Here is a 15713-nt window from a genome sequence, read left to right as displayed (position 1 = left end):
TTATTTCCCCTCTTCCGGCGAATTTAATTTTTCCTGCACGGCTGACAGCGGACGTGAAGGGGTGTGATGGGTACCCGGACCGCCGTCTGGCGTGTGGTCACCTTCACCCGGTTGCGGGCCTTTCTTGATCAGGTTGAACAGGTAGGTATAACCCACGCCGAACACCGACATATAGACCACGATAAAGGCAATCAGGCTGATGCTCATATGCAGATCGCCATGGGCAGATACCGCATCTTTGGTGCGCAGCAGACCGTAAACTACCCACGGCTGACGGCCGATTTCAGTGGTGAACCAACCCGCCAACAGTGCAATCAGACCTGATGGACCCATCGCCAGTGCAAACCACAGGAACGGACGTGAGGTGTAAAGACGGTTACGGAAACGCAGCCACAGGCTGGCGAAGCCAAGGAACACCATCAGCATGCCCAGACCGGCCATCACGCGGAACGACCAGAAGATGATGGTCGAGTTAGGACGATCTTCTTTCGGGAATGACTTCAGCGCAGGCACTTGCTTGTGCAGGCTGTGGGTCAGGATCAGGCTGCCCAGATACGGAATTTCAACCGCATACTTGGTTCTTTCCTGTTCCATGTCGGGAATACCGAACAGCACCAACGGCGTTGGCTCACCCGGTGGGTTTTCCCAGTGACCTTCAATCGCGGCAATCTTCGCCGGCTGATGCTCAAGGGTGTTCAGACCGTGGGCATCGCCCAGCATCGCCTGAATTGGCGAAACGATCAGCGCCATCCACATGGCCATCGACAGCATTTTACGGATGGCCGGCGTGTCGTTTTTACGCAGCAGGTGCCACGCCGCAGACGCGCCAACAAAGAAGGCGCTGGCAAGGAACGCCGCGGTGGACATATGCAGCAAGCGGAACGGGAAGGACGGGTTAAAGACAATCTTGAACCAGTCAACCGGGACCACAATGCCGTTCTGAATGGCATAACCCTGCGGGGTTTGCATCCAGCTGTTCGAGGCGAGGATCCAGAAGGTCGAGATCAGGGTGCCTAACGCAACCATACAGGTCGCGAAGAAGTGCAGGCCCGGACCCACGCGGTTCCAGCCGAACAGCATCACGCCCAGGAAGCCCGCTTCGAGGAAGAACGCGGTAAGCACTTCGTAAGTCAGCAGCGGACCGGTCACGCTACCGGCAAACTGCGAGAAGCCGCTCCAGTTAGTGCCGAACTGATACGCCATGACCAGGCCGGACACCACGCCCATACCAAAGTTAACGGCGAAGATTTTTGACCAGAAATGGTACAGGTCGCGATAATCCGGGTTTTTGGTTTTCAACCATAGCCCTTCCAACACCGCCAGGAAACTGGCGAGGCCGATAGTGATGGCCGGGAAGAGGATATGGAAGGAAACGGTAAACCCGAACTGTATCCTTGCCAGGTGGAACGCATCTAATCCAAACATTGCTTACCTCGATCTAACATAATAAAAAACTGCCTTTCTTTTTTATTTACCGACATTTAACAAGCGGGCTACATTCAGCCGCCGCTAAACGGGTATTTCATCGAAGGATTGATCCTGAGACCAAATCAGGTGAAGGAGTAGCTACAGTAATAGTAAATCTGCCTATAACAGCGCGGATCTTTGCGATGAATTGTTTCATCATCAGGTTAAAATATTTTGACGCGCTGTTAAATAAGAGTAGCCGAATGATGCCGCAATGTAAGAATACTGTTTCTTTAGGGCCGGAAGGGCTTTTATCAATCCCCGTCAGGGAGAGGGAAGGGCGACGTATTGTAAAAAAGCGCGCGACTTTTAATTATGTATGAGCGCGTTGCTATAACTTTTTAGAGATTCAATTCTTCGAACAAGCGCACAAATGGGAAATTAATGACAAAAAACATCACCCCGAAAAGGGGTATGTTATTTTATTGTTATTTTAAAGGGTGTTTGAAATTAAATATTCACCCGCTGAATGTTATCAACAATGGTCAGGTTTCACTGCGTCATCACTTGCTATGAAAAACCGTGTAAATGTTAAACCTTAATTTCTTATTTTGATTCACATAGAATCATTTTGTTACATTTATACCTTACGAAAAACGTGTTTTCTTGTCTTGGGTCAAAATGTGGCCAGCCGTTGTGTGAATTCACAAACGGCAGACGCCGCCTAAGACAACCGCTTGATCATGATATACACCACGCTTTGTTGACTGGGACTGGTAAACAGCTCTTCCCTTAAAAAGGTAAATCCCTGGCGTTGGTAGAATTGCATGGCGCCGGGATTCTCCTTCAATACTTCCAGCCAGTAGTAAGCTTTGTGTTTTTGCCGACAAAGCGCTTCAATGTGTGCGATAACGCCTGCGCCATAACCCTTCCCGGTGTGTTCCGGCAGGATATAGATCTTATTGAGGTAAGCGCCGTCAGGCTGGTTTTCTGCCACCGGCAAGGCCCAGTTCACCAGACAGACGCCGACTGCTTCCCCAGCCACTTCTATCCAGAACCAGTCAGTATCGGGTTTTTGCAGGCTACGGGTAATCGATTCACTCGAGAACTGGCTTTGAACAAACGCATCCATCTCCGCAGGGTTATGCCACAGACTGGCGAAGTGGTGGTAGTAGCTACGCGTGCCAACCGATGAGAGGTGCTCTGCATCCGCAAGGGTGGCGTGATGAAGTTTCATGTCTGGCGATCCTTTGCATATAACGAAGAAAAACAGATTAACAGCAATGGCATAGCGTAACGATGCGCAAAGTAAGAGAAAAAATCCTGATGACATGGCATGTGTCAAAAGTTTGATCTTCATCTCAAAATGTAAATTTCTCGCTGCCGAAGCATATCAGCGTTGGGATGTTACCGTTAACATGTTCCCGGTAACACCTCGTGAGTTTTGTTGAATACCCTGACACTGATACCCGTCACGCCCTGAGCAAGGCGGGAAAGATTAATGTGACCCTGATGACGCATCCGGGCCACACACCGGAGAATGTTTATGCCATTAGTCATCGTTGCGATTGGCGTAGTGCTGTTACTGCTGCTGATGATCCGCTTGAAATTGAATGGATTCATTGCCCTGATCCTGGTCGCGCTGGCGGTCGGCGTGATGCAGGGAATGCCTGTTAACAAAGTGATTGGTTCGATCAAAGCTGGCGTCGGCGGCACGCTGGGCAGCCTGGCGCTGATCATGGGCTTCGGCGCGATGCTCGGCAAACTGCTGGCGGACTGTGGCGGTGCGCAGCGCATTGCCACCACGCTGATTGCCAAATTCGGCACCAAACACATTCAATGGGCGGTGGTGCTGACCGGGTTTACCGTCGGCTTCGCGCTGTTCTACGAGGTGGGCTTTGTGCTGCTGTTGCCGCTGGTGCTGACCATCGCGGCTTCTGCGCGCGTACCTTTACTGTACGTTGGCGTCCCGATGGCGGCGGCGCTGTCCGTCACCCATGGCTTCCTGCCTCCGCACCCCGGACCAACGGCTATCGCCACGCTGTTCCACGCGGATATGGGTAAAACGCTGCTGTTTGGTACGCTATTGGGGATCCCTACGGTGATCCTGGCGGGCCCGGTCTACACCCGTTTCCTGAAGAGCATTGATAAGCCAATCCCGGAAGGTCTGTATAACAAGAAAACCTTCACCGAAGCCGAGATGCCAGGTTTTGGCGTCAGCGTCTGGACCGCGTTAGTCCCGGTGGTGCTGATGGCGTTGCGTGCAGTTGCTGAGATGGTGTTGCCAAAAGGGCATCCGCTGCTGGCCTATGCCGAGTTCTTTGGTGACCCGATCATGGCAACGCTGATTGCGGTGCTGATCGCGATCTTCACCTTTGGGCTGAACCGCGGCCGCACTATGGATGAAGTGATGCAGACGCTGACCGACTCAATCAAAATCATCGCTATGATGCTGTTGATTATCGGCGGTGGTGGGGCATTCAAGCAGGTGCTGGTCGACAGTGGCGTGGATAAATACATCGCCGGCATGATGGAAGGCAGTACCATCTCGCCAATCCTGATGGCCTGGTCGATTGCCGCTGCACTGCGTATTGCGCTGGGATCTGCAACCGTTGCCGCGATTACTGCCGGTGGCATTGTCGCCCCGATTATCGCCACCACCGGCGTCAGCCCTGAGCTGATGGTGATTGCCGTCGGTTCCGGTAGCGTGATCTTCTCGCATGTTAACGATCCCGGCTTCTGGCTGTTCAAAGAGTATTTCAACCTGACTATCGGCGAAACCATTCGTGCCTGGTCGGGTCTGGAAACGGTGATTTCGCTATGCGGCTTAATCGGCTGCCTGCTGCTGCAGAACGTGGTGTAAGCTGCTGGCCTGCCTGTAAGGGCAGGCCTTTGATCACAATTCCGTAAAAAGCATTAAAAAAAATTAAGTCTGTTGGTTGTCTGTTTTCTACGCGAATGGGCGGGTGGATCGAGGTGGTACTGTTTTTTTATTGAATTAAATCAAATGATTATTTTTTTTAATATTTTGATTTAAAAGCGTTTACGGCAGTTTCAGGCCCCATAACTCAGTGCGCTTAAGGTTGTCCTAATCTTAAAAATGTAATATTAGTGCAATACTTTTGACGTTTATCGGACCAGCGTTGCTTATGTTACTGTCATCGATTCTAAAACGGCCCACGCTCAGTCGGGTTGCCTTCCTGATGTTGTTTTCCGTTTATATCGCCGTATTTCTTAATATTGCCTATTACCGGCAGGTGATGGCCAACCTGCAGCTGACCTCATTCCATAACGTGTTGGTCTTTTTATCGATGCCGGTGGTGGCATTTAGCGTGATTAATATCCTGCTAACCATTGCCTCCTTTTTATGGCTCGATCGCATTCTGATTGCTATTTTTATTCTGGTCTCGGCATCCGCCCAATATTTCATTATGAATTATGGGATTATCATCGATCGTTCTATGATAACCAATATGCTGGATACCACGCCTTCTGAAACGCTGGCATTAGTGACCCCGCAATTGTTATTCGCCATCCTCGTCCTTGGCCTGTTGATGGTGATTGTGGCGTTTTGGATAAAAATCAAAAAAACGCAGCCGGTGTGGAAGAGCTTGGTTTTTCGTCTGGCCAGCCTGGTGGTCTCTGTGGCGTTGATTGCCCTCGTTGCCACCTTCTTTTATAAAGATTACGCCTCGTTATTCCGTAACGATAAAGAGCTGGTGAAATCCCTTTCGCCTTCCAACAGCATCGTCGCGTCCTATTCTTATTATTCTCACCACAAGCTGGATAATCTGCCACTGGTGAAAATAGGCGAAGATGCGAAACAAAATCCAAAAATGCTGGCCGGCCCTAAGAAGACTCTGACCATTTTAGTGCTCGGTGAAACCTCGCGTGCCGATAATTTCTCTTTATCTGGCTACAGCCGTGATACCAACCCGTTGCTGGCGAAAGATAACGTGGTCTATTTCCCGCATACGACGTCATGTGGCACCGCCACGGCGGTTTCTGTGCCGTGCATGTTCTCGAATATGCCCAGAGCCCATTACGATGAAGAACTGGCCAGTCATCAGGAAGGCCTGCTGGATGTGATTCAGCGCGCGGGGATTAACGTCCTGTGGAAAGAGAATGACGGTGGCTGTAAGGGTGCTTGCGATCGTGTTCCGCATGAAGATGTCACCAGCCTGGATTTACCGGACATGTGCATCAAGGGCGAGTGTCACGATGAGATCCTCTTTAATAAGCTCGACGATTACATTAAAAATCTGAAAGGCAACGGCGTCATTGTTTTGCATACCATCGGCAGCCATGGCCCGACGTACTATCATCGTTACCCTGCCAGCTTCCGTAAGTTCACGCCAACCTGTGATACGAACGAGATCCAGACCTGCAGCAGCGAGCAGCTGGTTAATACCTATGACAACACCATTCTGTATATCGATTTTATCGTCGATAAAGCCATCACTGTGTTGAAGCAGAACGATGCGAATTTCACTACCAGTCTGGTGTATCTGTCCGACCACGGCGAGTCGTTGGGTGAAAGTGGCGTCTATCTGCACGGTATGCCGTATGCCATTGCGCCGGTTCAGCAAAAGCATGTGCCTATGCTGATCTGGCTGTCGGAAGATTACAAAAAACGCTTTGGTATTAATGAGTCCTGTCTGAAAAAAGAGGCGGCGAACAACAGCTATTCTCAGGATAATCTGTTCTCCACCATGCTGGGGCTCACGGGGACCGAGACCAAAGAATATGTGCCGTCTGATGACATTCTTGCAAGCTGCCGCTGATCGAGGGAGTGAGCGTTGATGAAAGCGATCGTCTTTGCCTATCACGATATGGGCTGCGCCGGGCTGAAAGCGCTTATTGAGGCCGGGATTGAGGTGCTGGCGGTCTTCACCCATCCAGACGCGGTGGGTGAAAATCACTTCCACGGCTCGGTGGCACAGGCTGCAGAGGAACAGGGCATTGCGGTGTATATGCCCGAGGATGTCAACCTGCCTGCCTCTATCGGCCAGATCCAGGCGTTCGCGCCGGATATGATTTTCTGCTTCTCTTACCGGCAGATCCTCAGTGAGACGATCCTTGATAGCGCTAAATCAGGCGCTTTTAATGTGCATGCCTCACTCCTGCCGGCCTATCGCGGCAGGGCACATCTGAACTGGGTGCTGATAAAAGGGGAAACGGAGACCGGCGTAACCCTGCACAGAATGATTGGAACGCCGGATACAGGCCCGATCCTCGCGCAGCAGCGGGCCGCTATCACCGCTGAGGATGATGCTTACTCTCTGCACTGCAAGCTGGTCAGCACTGCGGGGATCCAGTTAGCCCGTTGGCTGCCGTCGCTGCTGGCGGGAGAACTTATCGAGCGGCAACAGGATGAAAGCCAGGCCAGCCGCTTTGGCAGAAGAAAGCCGGAAGATGGCCAGATCAACTGGGCTGACAGCGCGATGAACATTCATAATCTGGTGCGTGCCCTGGCGGATCCCTGGCCGGGTGCATTCACCTTTGCCCGTGGGCAGCGATTCATCGTGTGGAAAAGCCGCTTTAGTGCCGAGCGTTCAGATTACGCAGCCGCAACGGTTATCAGCAGTAACCCGTTGGTTATAGCCTGCGGTGAGGGGCAACTCGAGATCGTTTCGGCGCAAATGAGCGATGGTAAGTGCCTCTCAGGTGCTGAATTAAGTCATAAAATGTCCTTAACCAACGGCCTGGTTTTATCGCTAGCTCGCTGAATTCGTTATAAGTTGGAGCCGTTTATCGGCTCCTTTTATTCGCTAATGCCGCCCCAGCCCCCTAATCCCATTCAAGGCAGTTGCCAAAAAACACCTTTGCTAAGTATACTATCACCTTGATAGTATTTGGTTTTTTGACTAAAGCCAAATTTCGACCGGCTATAAAAATAACAAACGACCTTAAGTCAATTTGCCCCATTTTCGGCGCAGGCCACCCAACACCTTTCTCAAACGCCTTCTGCGTTTCACGGTTAATTATCCTTTTTATTAAACAGGTCTGTGGGCAATTGCCTTTGGGGATGTATTCAGTATGGAAAATGAACAGATTCAGGAGCCGACGCTCCCCGAGCTGCCGCTAAAGGGGATCCCGCAGGAAATACTGCGGCTAGGAAAACGCCTGGCGGACACCAAATATCAGATCGATATGCTCGGGAAAACAGGCTGGGGAGAACTGACGGCCAACCTTCACGGCCTTGAAGCCAGCGGTGAATGGGACGGGCCGGATGATGCCCTGACCTTTTTCAGCAAAATTTTTCCCTTCGCCAAGTTGCCGGCGGAAACCGAACCGCTGGGCATTTTCCGCGTGCCGACGGAGCGGGTCATTGGGCGCAGCTGGCGCTGGTGGCCAGAGCATTTGAGCGCCACCAGTGAAACGAAACTCCTTGAGCACCTGGACGGTCCGATGGCGGCGGAGAGTACCTCATGGTATTTCCTGCCTTCACTTGGGCTACTGCTGGCGGCACAGGGGCAAAGCCGGGTGAACTATTGTCGTCTGCGGCATATCCCCTTTATCACCGCGCGGGTCAGTAATCTGAACTATCCTCCGGCCGACCGTTTCCGTCTTTATCACGTCACCAAAGGCCAGACGCGGCAGAGTTGGGTGGTGTTTAACGACCGTTATCTTCAACCGGTTCAATGGCCGCGCATCACCTTGCCAGCATTAACCACCTATGGTGTGCACAGCGGCAGTTGGCCAGTGACATTTCCGCCGGTCGACCGTATTTTCGATGCGCTGTATCATCCGCAACCCGCGGAAGACTTTATTGCGCCTTGTGTCGATCTGAATGCGGTTAAAGAGGCGATTGAAGCGGAAAAGCTGGCGGAAAAAGCGGCCAAAAAACCGGTGAAAATGGCGCTCAGCGATATGGATATCACCAATATCTGGCCGGTCAGCCTGACGCTGTCGTTCTTCTTTATCCTGTCGCTGGTGGTGGCCGGGCTTACCGCGGGCGGAGGGATTACCGGCTGTATCAGCCTGCTGGTCTGTGGCATGGCCGGAAGCCTGTTGCTGTTCCTTGCCACGCCGGTGTTTCTGGTGAGCAAGCGCTTACGAAGAAACTATCAAAATGATGAATCGGATGATGAGCCAGCGGAAGAGCTGCTGCAAAAGGCGGAGGGGCAAACTCCCGCGGGCTGAGAACCAAACCTGTTATTAACGGCATAAGGATAACGTCATGCTGAAAGTCTGGGGCAGAAAAACCTCTTCCAACGTGCAGGCGGTGATGTGGTGCATTGCTGAGTTGGGATTACCCTGTGAACGGGTGGATATTGGTCATAAGTACGGTGGCAACGACACGGCTGAATTCCTGGCCATGAACCCGAATGGCACCGTACCGGTGATCCGTGACGGGGAAGGGGAGACGCTATGGGAAACCGGCGCTATCCTGCGTTATCTCGCCAATCGTTATGCTGACAGGACATTCTGGCCCGCGGATATTGCACAACGCGCGGCAGTGGATAAGTGGGCGGAGTGGGCCAAGATCAACGTGGCCCACAGCTTCACTGCTCCCCTGTTCTGGCGAGTGGTCAGAACGGCGGAAAAAGATCGCGATTATCCGGCCATTGCGGCGGCATTGTTAGTGCTGAATAGCAAACTGGAAATTGCTGAGGCGCAGTTAAACCAACACGCGTATCTGGCGGGAAATGAACTGACGCTGGCCGATATTCAGTTTGGCCATCTGCTGTTCCGTTATTTCGATATTGCATTAGCCCGAACCCCCTTCCCGGCCATCGAGGCGTACTACCAGCGCCTGCTGGAACGGCCCGCTTTTGTCGAACATGTGGTGGTTTCCTACGAGGAATTACGCGTCACCTGAGTGCCTGCACTGCCTGATTTCTTGGGGAGACGATCCAAAAGCCGCGACGTTGCCGATAAAAAAAGGGCCCTGATATAAGGGCCCTTAATCAATAATGCCAGCGCTAATGCGGCTGAACAAAGCCTGCTTTTACCATCTCATCTCTGAAGGCATTGGCAATCACCCGATTACCGCCGGTAACGGGATAGATTACATTGTTCACCACGTCGTCCAGGTAATGTTCATTAAACTCCTGAAGCGTAATTTGTGATCCGCCTTCGTCATTGATGGCAATTGATCCTCTGATGTAATTGCCGGTGTTTTTGGCCTTCAGGCTATAGCGGCCCATGCTGCTGTTAATTGTGCTCATAAGATCTCCTTGTTAACGTCTTGTAAAAGTCATAGCAAGTGAGTCCATAGCAAATGACACCGATCAGTTTAGTCCCGCCGCGCAGTGACTTCCTGGGAAGAAGCGTAAAGAAAACGCAGAGCGTGACCGTCATCGCGAAAAAAATCGGGTAGGGGATTTTAACGTCATATATTTGGTTAACGTTATGACAATTAAGCATTAATTTGGTGTCTGGACGCTAAGTGTCTGAACGGGCTTTATTGGCTGGCGTGAGGTGCCGATTGCGCAAAGGAAAAAATCTTCTTCTATACTCAAGCCACTACATCGTAGTGACTTTTTACTGTGGCTGAGGAAAATGGAATGAAACTAATACTCTGGATTATTGCGATTATTTTTATTGTTGGTTTATTGACCATCACAGGCGTGTTCAAAATTCTGTTCTAAGACTCAGGTGGCAGTGGAGTTCTGCGCGCTGTCACCTCTTCAATGTGTATTATGGCGTTTCTGAAAAAAAGGTCACTAAGACTGATAGGCTTTTTACAGGTTGCACAACGTGCACCATGGTGTTGGCCAAACCGATCACCTTGGGTGGTAAAGACTATCTTATCCTCACCACATTTAAAGCAGCGAATTCTCACCAGCTCTCACCTCCTTGCATTAAGCGTTGTCCGAGTTTACCAAAATAAAACCGCGCATTGATAAATTATACTTATCAGTAAACTCAGGTGATATTCACCGGTAACAAATTGATTAATAAGGATGACCTTATAGTGTGTAGGTGATTGTTTCACGTTTTACGATTAAGGATTTTTCTTAGGACGGGATTTAATTTGGCTCACCTAGGATCCTTAGCAGGCGCGACTGAGGAGGTTTCGCTCATGACGGTAAGCATATGACTACGCCTGCCTGGGATTCATCCTGGAGAAAGCGTGGCAAGGCATTGTTAAAATGGCCTTCAGAAAAAATTGAGCCAGATGCCCGTTAGCTGCATAAAAATAAAGCAGGCACATTCAGCAAGCGTTTAAGCGGCATCGGTATAATGGCTATTTTTACGACGGAACGACATTTGGATTGCTTCTGATTGCCGTTAGTTACAGCGTCTTTTCAACACCATGTGAACAGTAGATTATTCAGTGAAGTCACTAAAACTCCCCTTTTTCTTGCTGGCCCTGTCCAGTCTGTGTTTTGCGCCTTTTGCCGGGGCGATTACCCTGGCGACCGGTATCTCAAATACCTGGACGGCGTTTACTGACAATGTCAGCGAAACCTGGAACACCCCTGATAACTACGATTTGTATCTTCCCGCCGTGACCTGGCATAACCGGCTGACCTACGACAGTGAAAAAACCGACAGATACAACGAACGTCCCTGGGGCGCCGGTGGTGGGATTTCCCATTACGATGAGAAAGGGAACTGGAACGGCCTCTATCTGATGGCGTTTAAGGACTCCTATAACAAGTGGGAGCCGATCGGGGGTTATGGCTGGGAAAAGACCTGGCGACCGCTGAACGATCGGGATTTCCGCCTTGGCTTAGGCTACACCGCCGGGGTCACGGCGCGTGATAACTGGAAGTACATTCCGATCCCCTTAGTGCTGCCCTTAGCATCAATAGGTTACAGTAAGGCGACGTTCCAGATGACTTATATACCAGGCACTTACAATAACGGAAACGTTTACTTCGCCTGGTTCCGCTGGCAGTTTTAGCTGCGGGAAGCGTGGCGAAAGTATGACGTATCTTCAAAAAAGGCGATATTTATCACTTTTTCGCGGTGGGTGACTGGACAAAAGCCTCGGCAATTGCTGTACTAACCACCGACACAGTTTAGTGTCCATTTTTCATGTAAAGGTAATATAGATGTCTAAGATTAAAGGTAGCGTTAAGTGGTTTAATGAGTCCAAAGGATTCGGTTTCATTACTCCTGAAGATGGTAGCAAAGACGTGTTCGTTCACTTCTCTGCCATCCAGAGCAATGGTTTCAAAACTCTGGCTGAAGGTCAGCGCGTAGAGTTCGAAATCACCAACGGTGCCAAAGGCCCATCTGCTGCTAACGTTGCCGCTATTTAAGTTACCAGACAGAATTCTAAAAACCCGCCGATTGGCGGGTTTTTTTTGCGTTATTTTCACCCCTTTCCGCAGGTGAAAGGGGCAGTCGGTTCGGCGGTTAGCGGGCGAAATACTGGCTAAGCCACAGGGCAGCCGCCACCAGGCTCACGGTCACAGCAACAGCTTCACTCAGGTTTTTTGGCAAGATATTCATTGGGTCAACTCTTTGGCTGGTTTTATCAAAGAGTGTGGCGAAACATTATTAAGGAAACATTAATAAACGCGTTTTGGCCAACGGGATCCCGCCGATTTGCCTGCTGGCCAGAAATGCGGCTGCGGGTCTGTAACAACCGCCCGGTTTCTGACACTTGCTTATCCTGCCGGGCAAGCTATAAACATAGGCGAGAGGGCCCCGCATAGGCTCATAACTGGAGGAAGCGTGATGAAAATCCGTCTGGCGGAAGCCAATGACAGTTTTGCCCTGAGTGCCCTGTTAGCCGAACTGGGCTATGAGAACACGGAAGGGTTTATTGAACGGCGTCTTGCACAGCTGATTGATGACCAGACTGAGAAACTGTTGGTTGCCGTTTATGGCAACACGGTGCTGGGTTTCCTGTCTTTACACTTTATTCCACAGCTGGCGCTGGCCGGTGATTTTGCCCGCGTAAGCTACTTCTGCGTGGCAGAAGGTGAGCGCAGCAAAGGCGCAGGACAAAAGTTGCTGCAGCATGCGGAACAGGTGGCAAAGCAGCGGGGGTGCGACCGGATGGAAGTCCATTGCAATGCGCACCGTATTAAAGCCAACGCGTTTTATGCCAGGGAAGGTTACAGCGAATCTCCCCGTTATCTGATCAAAGACCTCAACGAATAGCGTTACTGTCCAGCCCACTGGCCAGCAGCAGAGCGTCGGCAATACTCTCAATGCGGTCACTTTGGATCATTGAGATGCTGACGCGGATAAACTGAATCCCTGCAATGCGGCAGCGTTCCCCTGGCAGGACGGCAATGCCGCGTGCCGCCAGCGTGATCATCGCAAACTGCTCCGATTGCACCGGCATAAAAATACTCAGACCATCACGGTCCGGCAGCGCCAGGCCTCGCTTTGCCAGCGCGCTGAGCAGCTGGCGGCGACGCCTGGCGTAAATCGCTTTCGCCTGCTGTATCTGCTGTTGGGTCGCGGGATCGTTAATCATCCATGCCACTGCCTGCTGAGTGATGCGGCTGGTCCAGCCGGCGCCAAAATTGCGCCATGACTGAATACGCTTGAGGTGCTCAGACGGGCCAGAAAGGACCGCCAGCCGCAGATCGGGTCCGTAAGCCTTGGAATAAGAACGGACGTGCAGGGTGCGTTCCGGGAAATAACGGCCCAGGCTCCAGACCGGATGCACCGACAATTCGCCGATGCCATCATCTTCCACAATCAACGTTCGCGTGCCCATTAACACTTTCGCCAGCGCTTCGCTGCGCGCTTCACTGACCGTATGACCGGTGGCAGAGTGCGTCCTCGGCTGATAGATAAAAGCAGTTGCGCCTTTGTTCAGTAACATCGCCAATGCGCCAGGTAGCGGGCCGTGCTCATCACAGGCCAGCGGCATCACTTCGGCGCCAATATTGTCCAGAATATCCAGCAGCCTGGTGGCCGTGGGATCCTCAATGATTACCTTTTCTCCCGGCGAAAACAGCGTTTGCACAAGGGTGTTCATCGCCGCAAAGCCACCTTCGGTTGCCAGCCAGGCGTCGGCCTGGTAAGGCCAGTCGGGTTTGATCGCCTCCAGCAACGGCTGCGAAATCGGATCGCGCTGGTAGCTGTTGAGCTGTGGGCAGAGAACGCCCTGTCGCATCGCCTCCTGCAGATCGGGCATTAACGCCGGATCGGGGGAAGCCATGGCCAGATCGGCGCGGATATTGTCGCCATAATTGCCGATCTTCTCGAAACGCACCGGTCTAGGCGTGACGTTATTGCCACAGACCCACACGCCGCTGCGGCCTTTCCCGGCAATTACCTTCTGCCGCTTTAACTGTCCCCAGGCGGCGGAAACCGTCGCCGGACTGACGCCTAACGCTTCTGCCAGATCGCGAACCGAAGGCAAATGCGTGCCTATCGGGATTTGCCCTTCGCGAATCAAGCCCGCCGTCACTCCGGCAATTCCTTTAACAGAAGCATCGGTAAGGCGTTCAGCAAACCAGCGCAGGTCCAGCGTTGAGGTCATAAGAAATCCGTTTGTTCAGTAACAAAGAAATTATTGTACAGCTATTATTATCGATCTAGTATCGAATTCAAGCAGTAATTGCACACAAATTACGCGCCCCGTTCCGGCGCTCTTCAGGGCAGAGAGAGATAAAGATGGTCACGATCAGACTGGCAGTTAGAGATTGGGATTACTTCACGCCGCTGGCGCTGGGCGATATCAAACCGCAGGGGTTTGCGCTGGAAGTGCATCGCGTGGGTACGCTGGTCGGCGACCTGGCGACCAGCAGCGAGTATGACGCGGCAGAGATTTCCTTCAGCCGCTATGCTCAGGGCAGGGCAAAAGGTGACAGTTCCTTACTGGCTTTGCCCCACATCCTGATGCGTGGCTTCCGCCAGCGTTGCATCATCACTACCGAAGACAACCCGATCGTCTCTCTTGCGCAGTTGAAGGGAGCCCAAATTGGCGTGACCGGCTGGCAGGATTCCGGCAATACCTGGACCCGTGCGGTACTGCGTGAAGCTGGCGTCGATATTGATGATGCTTACTGGTTTGCCGGTCGCCTGACGGCTGACCATCCCGTCGTTGACCGTCTGAACGGTTTTGGCCGTCCGGGCCGCATTGAAGCTGCACCCGGCGAGCACCCGCTGATCGACCTGCTGCGAGCGGGTGAACTGGATGCCGTCTTTACGCCGTTTATGCCACAGGGTTTCTTCCTGAAAGGCTCTGGCCTGCGCCAGTTGCAGACTGATTTCCGTCAGGCAGAACTGGATTACTTCAACCGCGTTGGCTATATCCCTGGCCATCACCTGCTGGCCTTTAAATCGTCCTTTGCTGAAGCCCATCCGGACATCCCACAGCAGCTCAGCGAGCTGATCGATCAATCGGCCAAAATGTGGAATGACAAGCGCGAAAAATATGCCGATACCACCCCCTGGTTGTTGGATGATTTGCGACGCACCGCGCAGGATTTACCTGCCGACTGGAACGCAAATGGTTTTGACGCTAACAAGAAGATGATTGCCGACTTCGGCACAGAGCTTTTTGAGCAGGGAATCACTTCTCAATGTCTCACGCCTGAGGATCTGTTCCCGGCCGTAACCCAAGGATCAATACGATGAAAGTTGCATTAGGACAGTTCGCCGTCAGCCGCGAATGGCAGGAAAATGCCGTGACCTGCACCGGTTTAATGGCCCAGGCGCTGACCGGCGGTGCCGATTTGCTGGTGTTGCCGGAAGGCGTGCTGGCGCGTGATATTGCCGATCCTGATCTGGTGCTGAAGGCCGCACAGCCGCTCGATGGCCCGTTCCTGACGGAAGTCTATGCCGCCAGCCGTGGCAACACGCTGACCACGATGATGACCGTCCACGTGCCCACGCCCGATGGTCGTGCGCTGAACGTGCTGATCGCTATCCGTAATGGCGAAATCATTGCCCGCTACGACAAGCTGCATCTCTATGATGCCTTTGCGATGCAGGAATCCCGCAACGTCACGGCAGGCAATGAGGTTCCGCCGCTGGTTGAGGTTGCTGGCATGAACGTTGGCCTGATGACCTGTTACGACGTGCGTTTCCCGGAGCAGGCGCGTCGCCTGGTGCTGGACGGTGCGGATGTGCTGGTGCTGCCGGCCGCCTGGGTTAAAGGCCCGTTGAAAGAGATGCATTGGGAAGTGCTGGTCACCGCCCGCGCGCTCGAAAATACCTGCTATATGGTGGCGGTCGGTGAATGTGGTCCGCGCAATATCGGTAACAGCCTGGTAGTGGATCCGCTCGGCGTGGCGATTGCCAAAGCCGCTGAAGCCCCGGCGCTGGTCTTTGCCGATTTAGATCCGGCCCGTATTGCGCATGCGCGCCACGTGCTGCCGGTGTTGGAAAACCGCCGTTTCGCGCGTCCTGAATTGAATAAACAATAAGACACC

15 protein-coding genes are annotated in these 15713 nt (G+C 52.4%); 11 read left to right on the top strand and 4 right to left on the bottom strand.

The window, feature by feature from the left end:
- Nucleotides 1-1425, bottom strand: a complete 1425-nt coding sequence (locus tag AC1UKS_RS15695) for a cytochrome ubiquinol oxidase subunit I (protein WP_013201252.1) — start codon at nt 1423-1425, stop codon at nt 1-3.
- Between the two features lie 706 nt (nt 1426-2131).
- Nucleotides 2132-2644 carry a GNAT family N-acetyltransferase gene (locus tag AC1UKS_RS15690; protein WP_482434401.1) on the bottom strand — a complete coding sequence of 171 codons (513 nt, stop codon included), beginning with the start codon at nt 2642-2644 and terminating at the stop codon, nt 2132-2134.
- A gap of 309 nt (nt 2645-2953) precedes the next feature.
- Between AC1UKS_RS15690 and gntT the strand changes: the two genes are divergently transcribed.
- The 5 genes from gntT (at nt 2954) to AC1UKS_RS15665 (ending at nt 9232) form a co-directional block, all read left to right on the top strand.
- The gene (gntT, locus tag AC1UKS_RS15685) at nt 2954-4270 is read left to right on the top strand and encodes a gluconate transporter (protein WP_053146165.1); all 1317 of its coding nucleotides are present in this window, start codon (nt 2954-2956) and stop codon (nt 4268-4270) included.
- Nucleotides 4271-4556: 286 nt separating this feature from the next.
- Entirely contained in the window at nt 4557-6191 is a 1635-nt protein-coding gene (eptA, locus tag AC1UKS_RS15680; RefSeq protein WP_482434399.1) for a phosphoethanolamine transferase EptA, read from the top strand.
- 18 nt (nt 6192-6209) lie between these two features.
- Nucleotides 6210-7136 (top strand): formyltransferase family protein, encoded by a 927-nt coding sequence (locus AC1UKS_RS15675; RefSeq protein WP_482434398.1) that lies wholly within the window; start codon nt 6210-6212, stop codon nt 7134-7136.
- A 310-nt stretch (nt 7137-7446) separates the two neighbouring features.
- Entirely contained in the window at nt 7447-8553 is a 1107-nt protein-coding gene (locus tag AC1UKS_RS15670; RefSeq protein WP_482434397.1) for a hypothetical protein, read from the top strand.
- A gap of 37 nt (nt 8554-8590) precedes the next feature.
- Complete coding sequence (locus AC1UKS_RS15665) at nt 8591-9232, top strand: glutathione S-transferase family protein (protein ID WP_482434395.1); 642 nt, start codon at nt 8591-8593, stop codon at nt 9230-9232.
- 103 nt (nt 9233-9335) lie between these two features.
- On the opposite strand, the gene AC1UKS_RS15660 is transcribed toward AC1UKS_RS15665, so the two are convergent.
- On the bottom strand, nt 9336-9581 hold the full coding sequence (locus AC1UKS_RS15660; RefSeq protein ID WP_265911708.1) for a hypothetical protein: 246 nt from the start codon (nt 9579-9581) through the stop codon (nt 9336-9338).
- A 339-nt stretch (nt 9582-9920) separates the two neighbouring features.
- On the opposite strand from AC1UKS_RS15660, the gene AC1UKS_RS15655 reads away from it, so the two are divergent.
- The 4 genes from AC1UKS_RS15655 (at nt 9921) to AC1UKS_RS15640 (ending at nt 12477) form a co-directional block, all read left to right on the top strand.
- A complete protein-coding gene (locus AC1UKS_RS15655; RefSeq protein ID WP_441316267.1) occupies nt 9921-10004 on the top strand; it encodes a small membrane protein YohP in 84 nt (27 codons plus the stop codon).
- A gap of 689 nt (nt 10005-10693) precedes the next feature.
- Nucleotides 10694-11266, top strand: coding sequence for a lipid IV(A) palmitoyltransferase PagP (gene pagP / locus AC1UKS_RS15650; protein ID WP_482434394.1), 573 nt, complete (start codon nt 10694-10696; stop codon nt 11264-11266).
- A gap of 151 nt (nt 11267-11417) precedes the next feature.
- On the top strand, nt 11418-11627 hold the full coding sequence (cspE, locus tag AC1UKS_RS15645; protein WP_004156612.1) for a transcription antiterminator/RNA stability regulator CspE: 210 nt from the start codon (nt 11418-11420) through the stop codon (nt 11625-11627).
- A 421-nt stretch (nt 11628-12048) separates the two neighbouring features.
- Nucleotides 12049-12477 carry a GNAT family N-acetyltransferase gene (locus tag AC1UKS_RS15640; protein WP_482437010.1) on the top strand — a complete coding sequence of 143 codons (429 nt, stop codon included), beginning with the start codon at nt 12049-12051 and terminating at the stop codon, nt 12475-12477.
- On the opposite strand, the gene AC1UKS_RS15635 is transcribed toward AC1UKS_RS15640, so the two are convergent.
- On the bottom strand, nt 12467-13816 hold the full coding sequence (locus tag AC1UKS_RS15635) for an aminotransferase-like domain-containing protein (protein ID WP_482434390.1): 1350 nt from the start codon (nt 13814-13816) through the stop codon (nt 12467-12469). The two genes, AC1UKS_RS15640 and AC1UKS_RS15635, sit on opposite strands and share 11 nt — an antisense overlap.
- Before the next feature lie 134 nt (nt 13817-13950).
- Here AC1UKS_RS15635 and AC1UKS_RS15630 point away from each other — a divergent pair, with 134 nt between their 5' ends.
- Both AC1UKS_RS15630 and AC1UKS_RS15625 read left to right on the top strand, forming a co-directional pair.
- Nucleotides 13951-14916: a substrate-binding domain-containing protein gene (locus AC1UKS_RS15630; RefSeq protein ID WP_482434388.1), complete on the top strand. Its 966-nt coding sequence runs from the start codon at nt 13951-13953 to the stop codon at nt 14914-14916.
- Nucleotides 14913-15707: a deaminated glutathione amidase gene (locus AC1UKS_RS15625; RefSeq protein ID WP_482434386.1), complete on the top strand. Its 795-nt coding sequence runs from the start codon at nt 14913-14915 to the stop codon at nt 15705-15707. Before AC1UKS_RS15630 ends, AC1UKS_RS15625 begins: the two co-directional genes overlap by 4 nt.
- Nucleotides 15708-15713 lie beyond the last annotated feature (6 nt).

This window comes from Erwinia sp. AK-PDG3-5, assembly GCF_056821705.1.
This window is presented reverse-complemented; position numbering and strand designations above follow the sequence as displayed.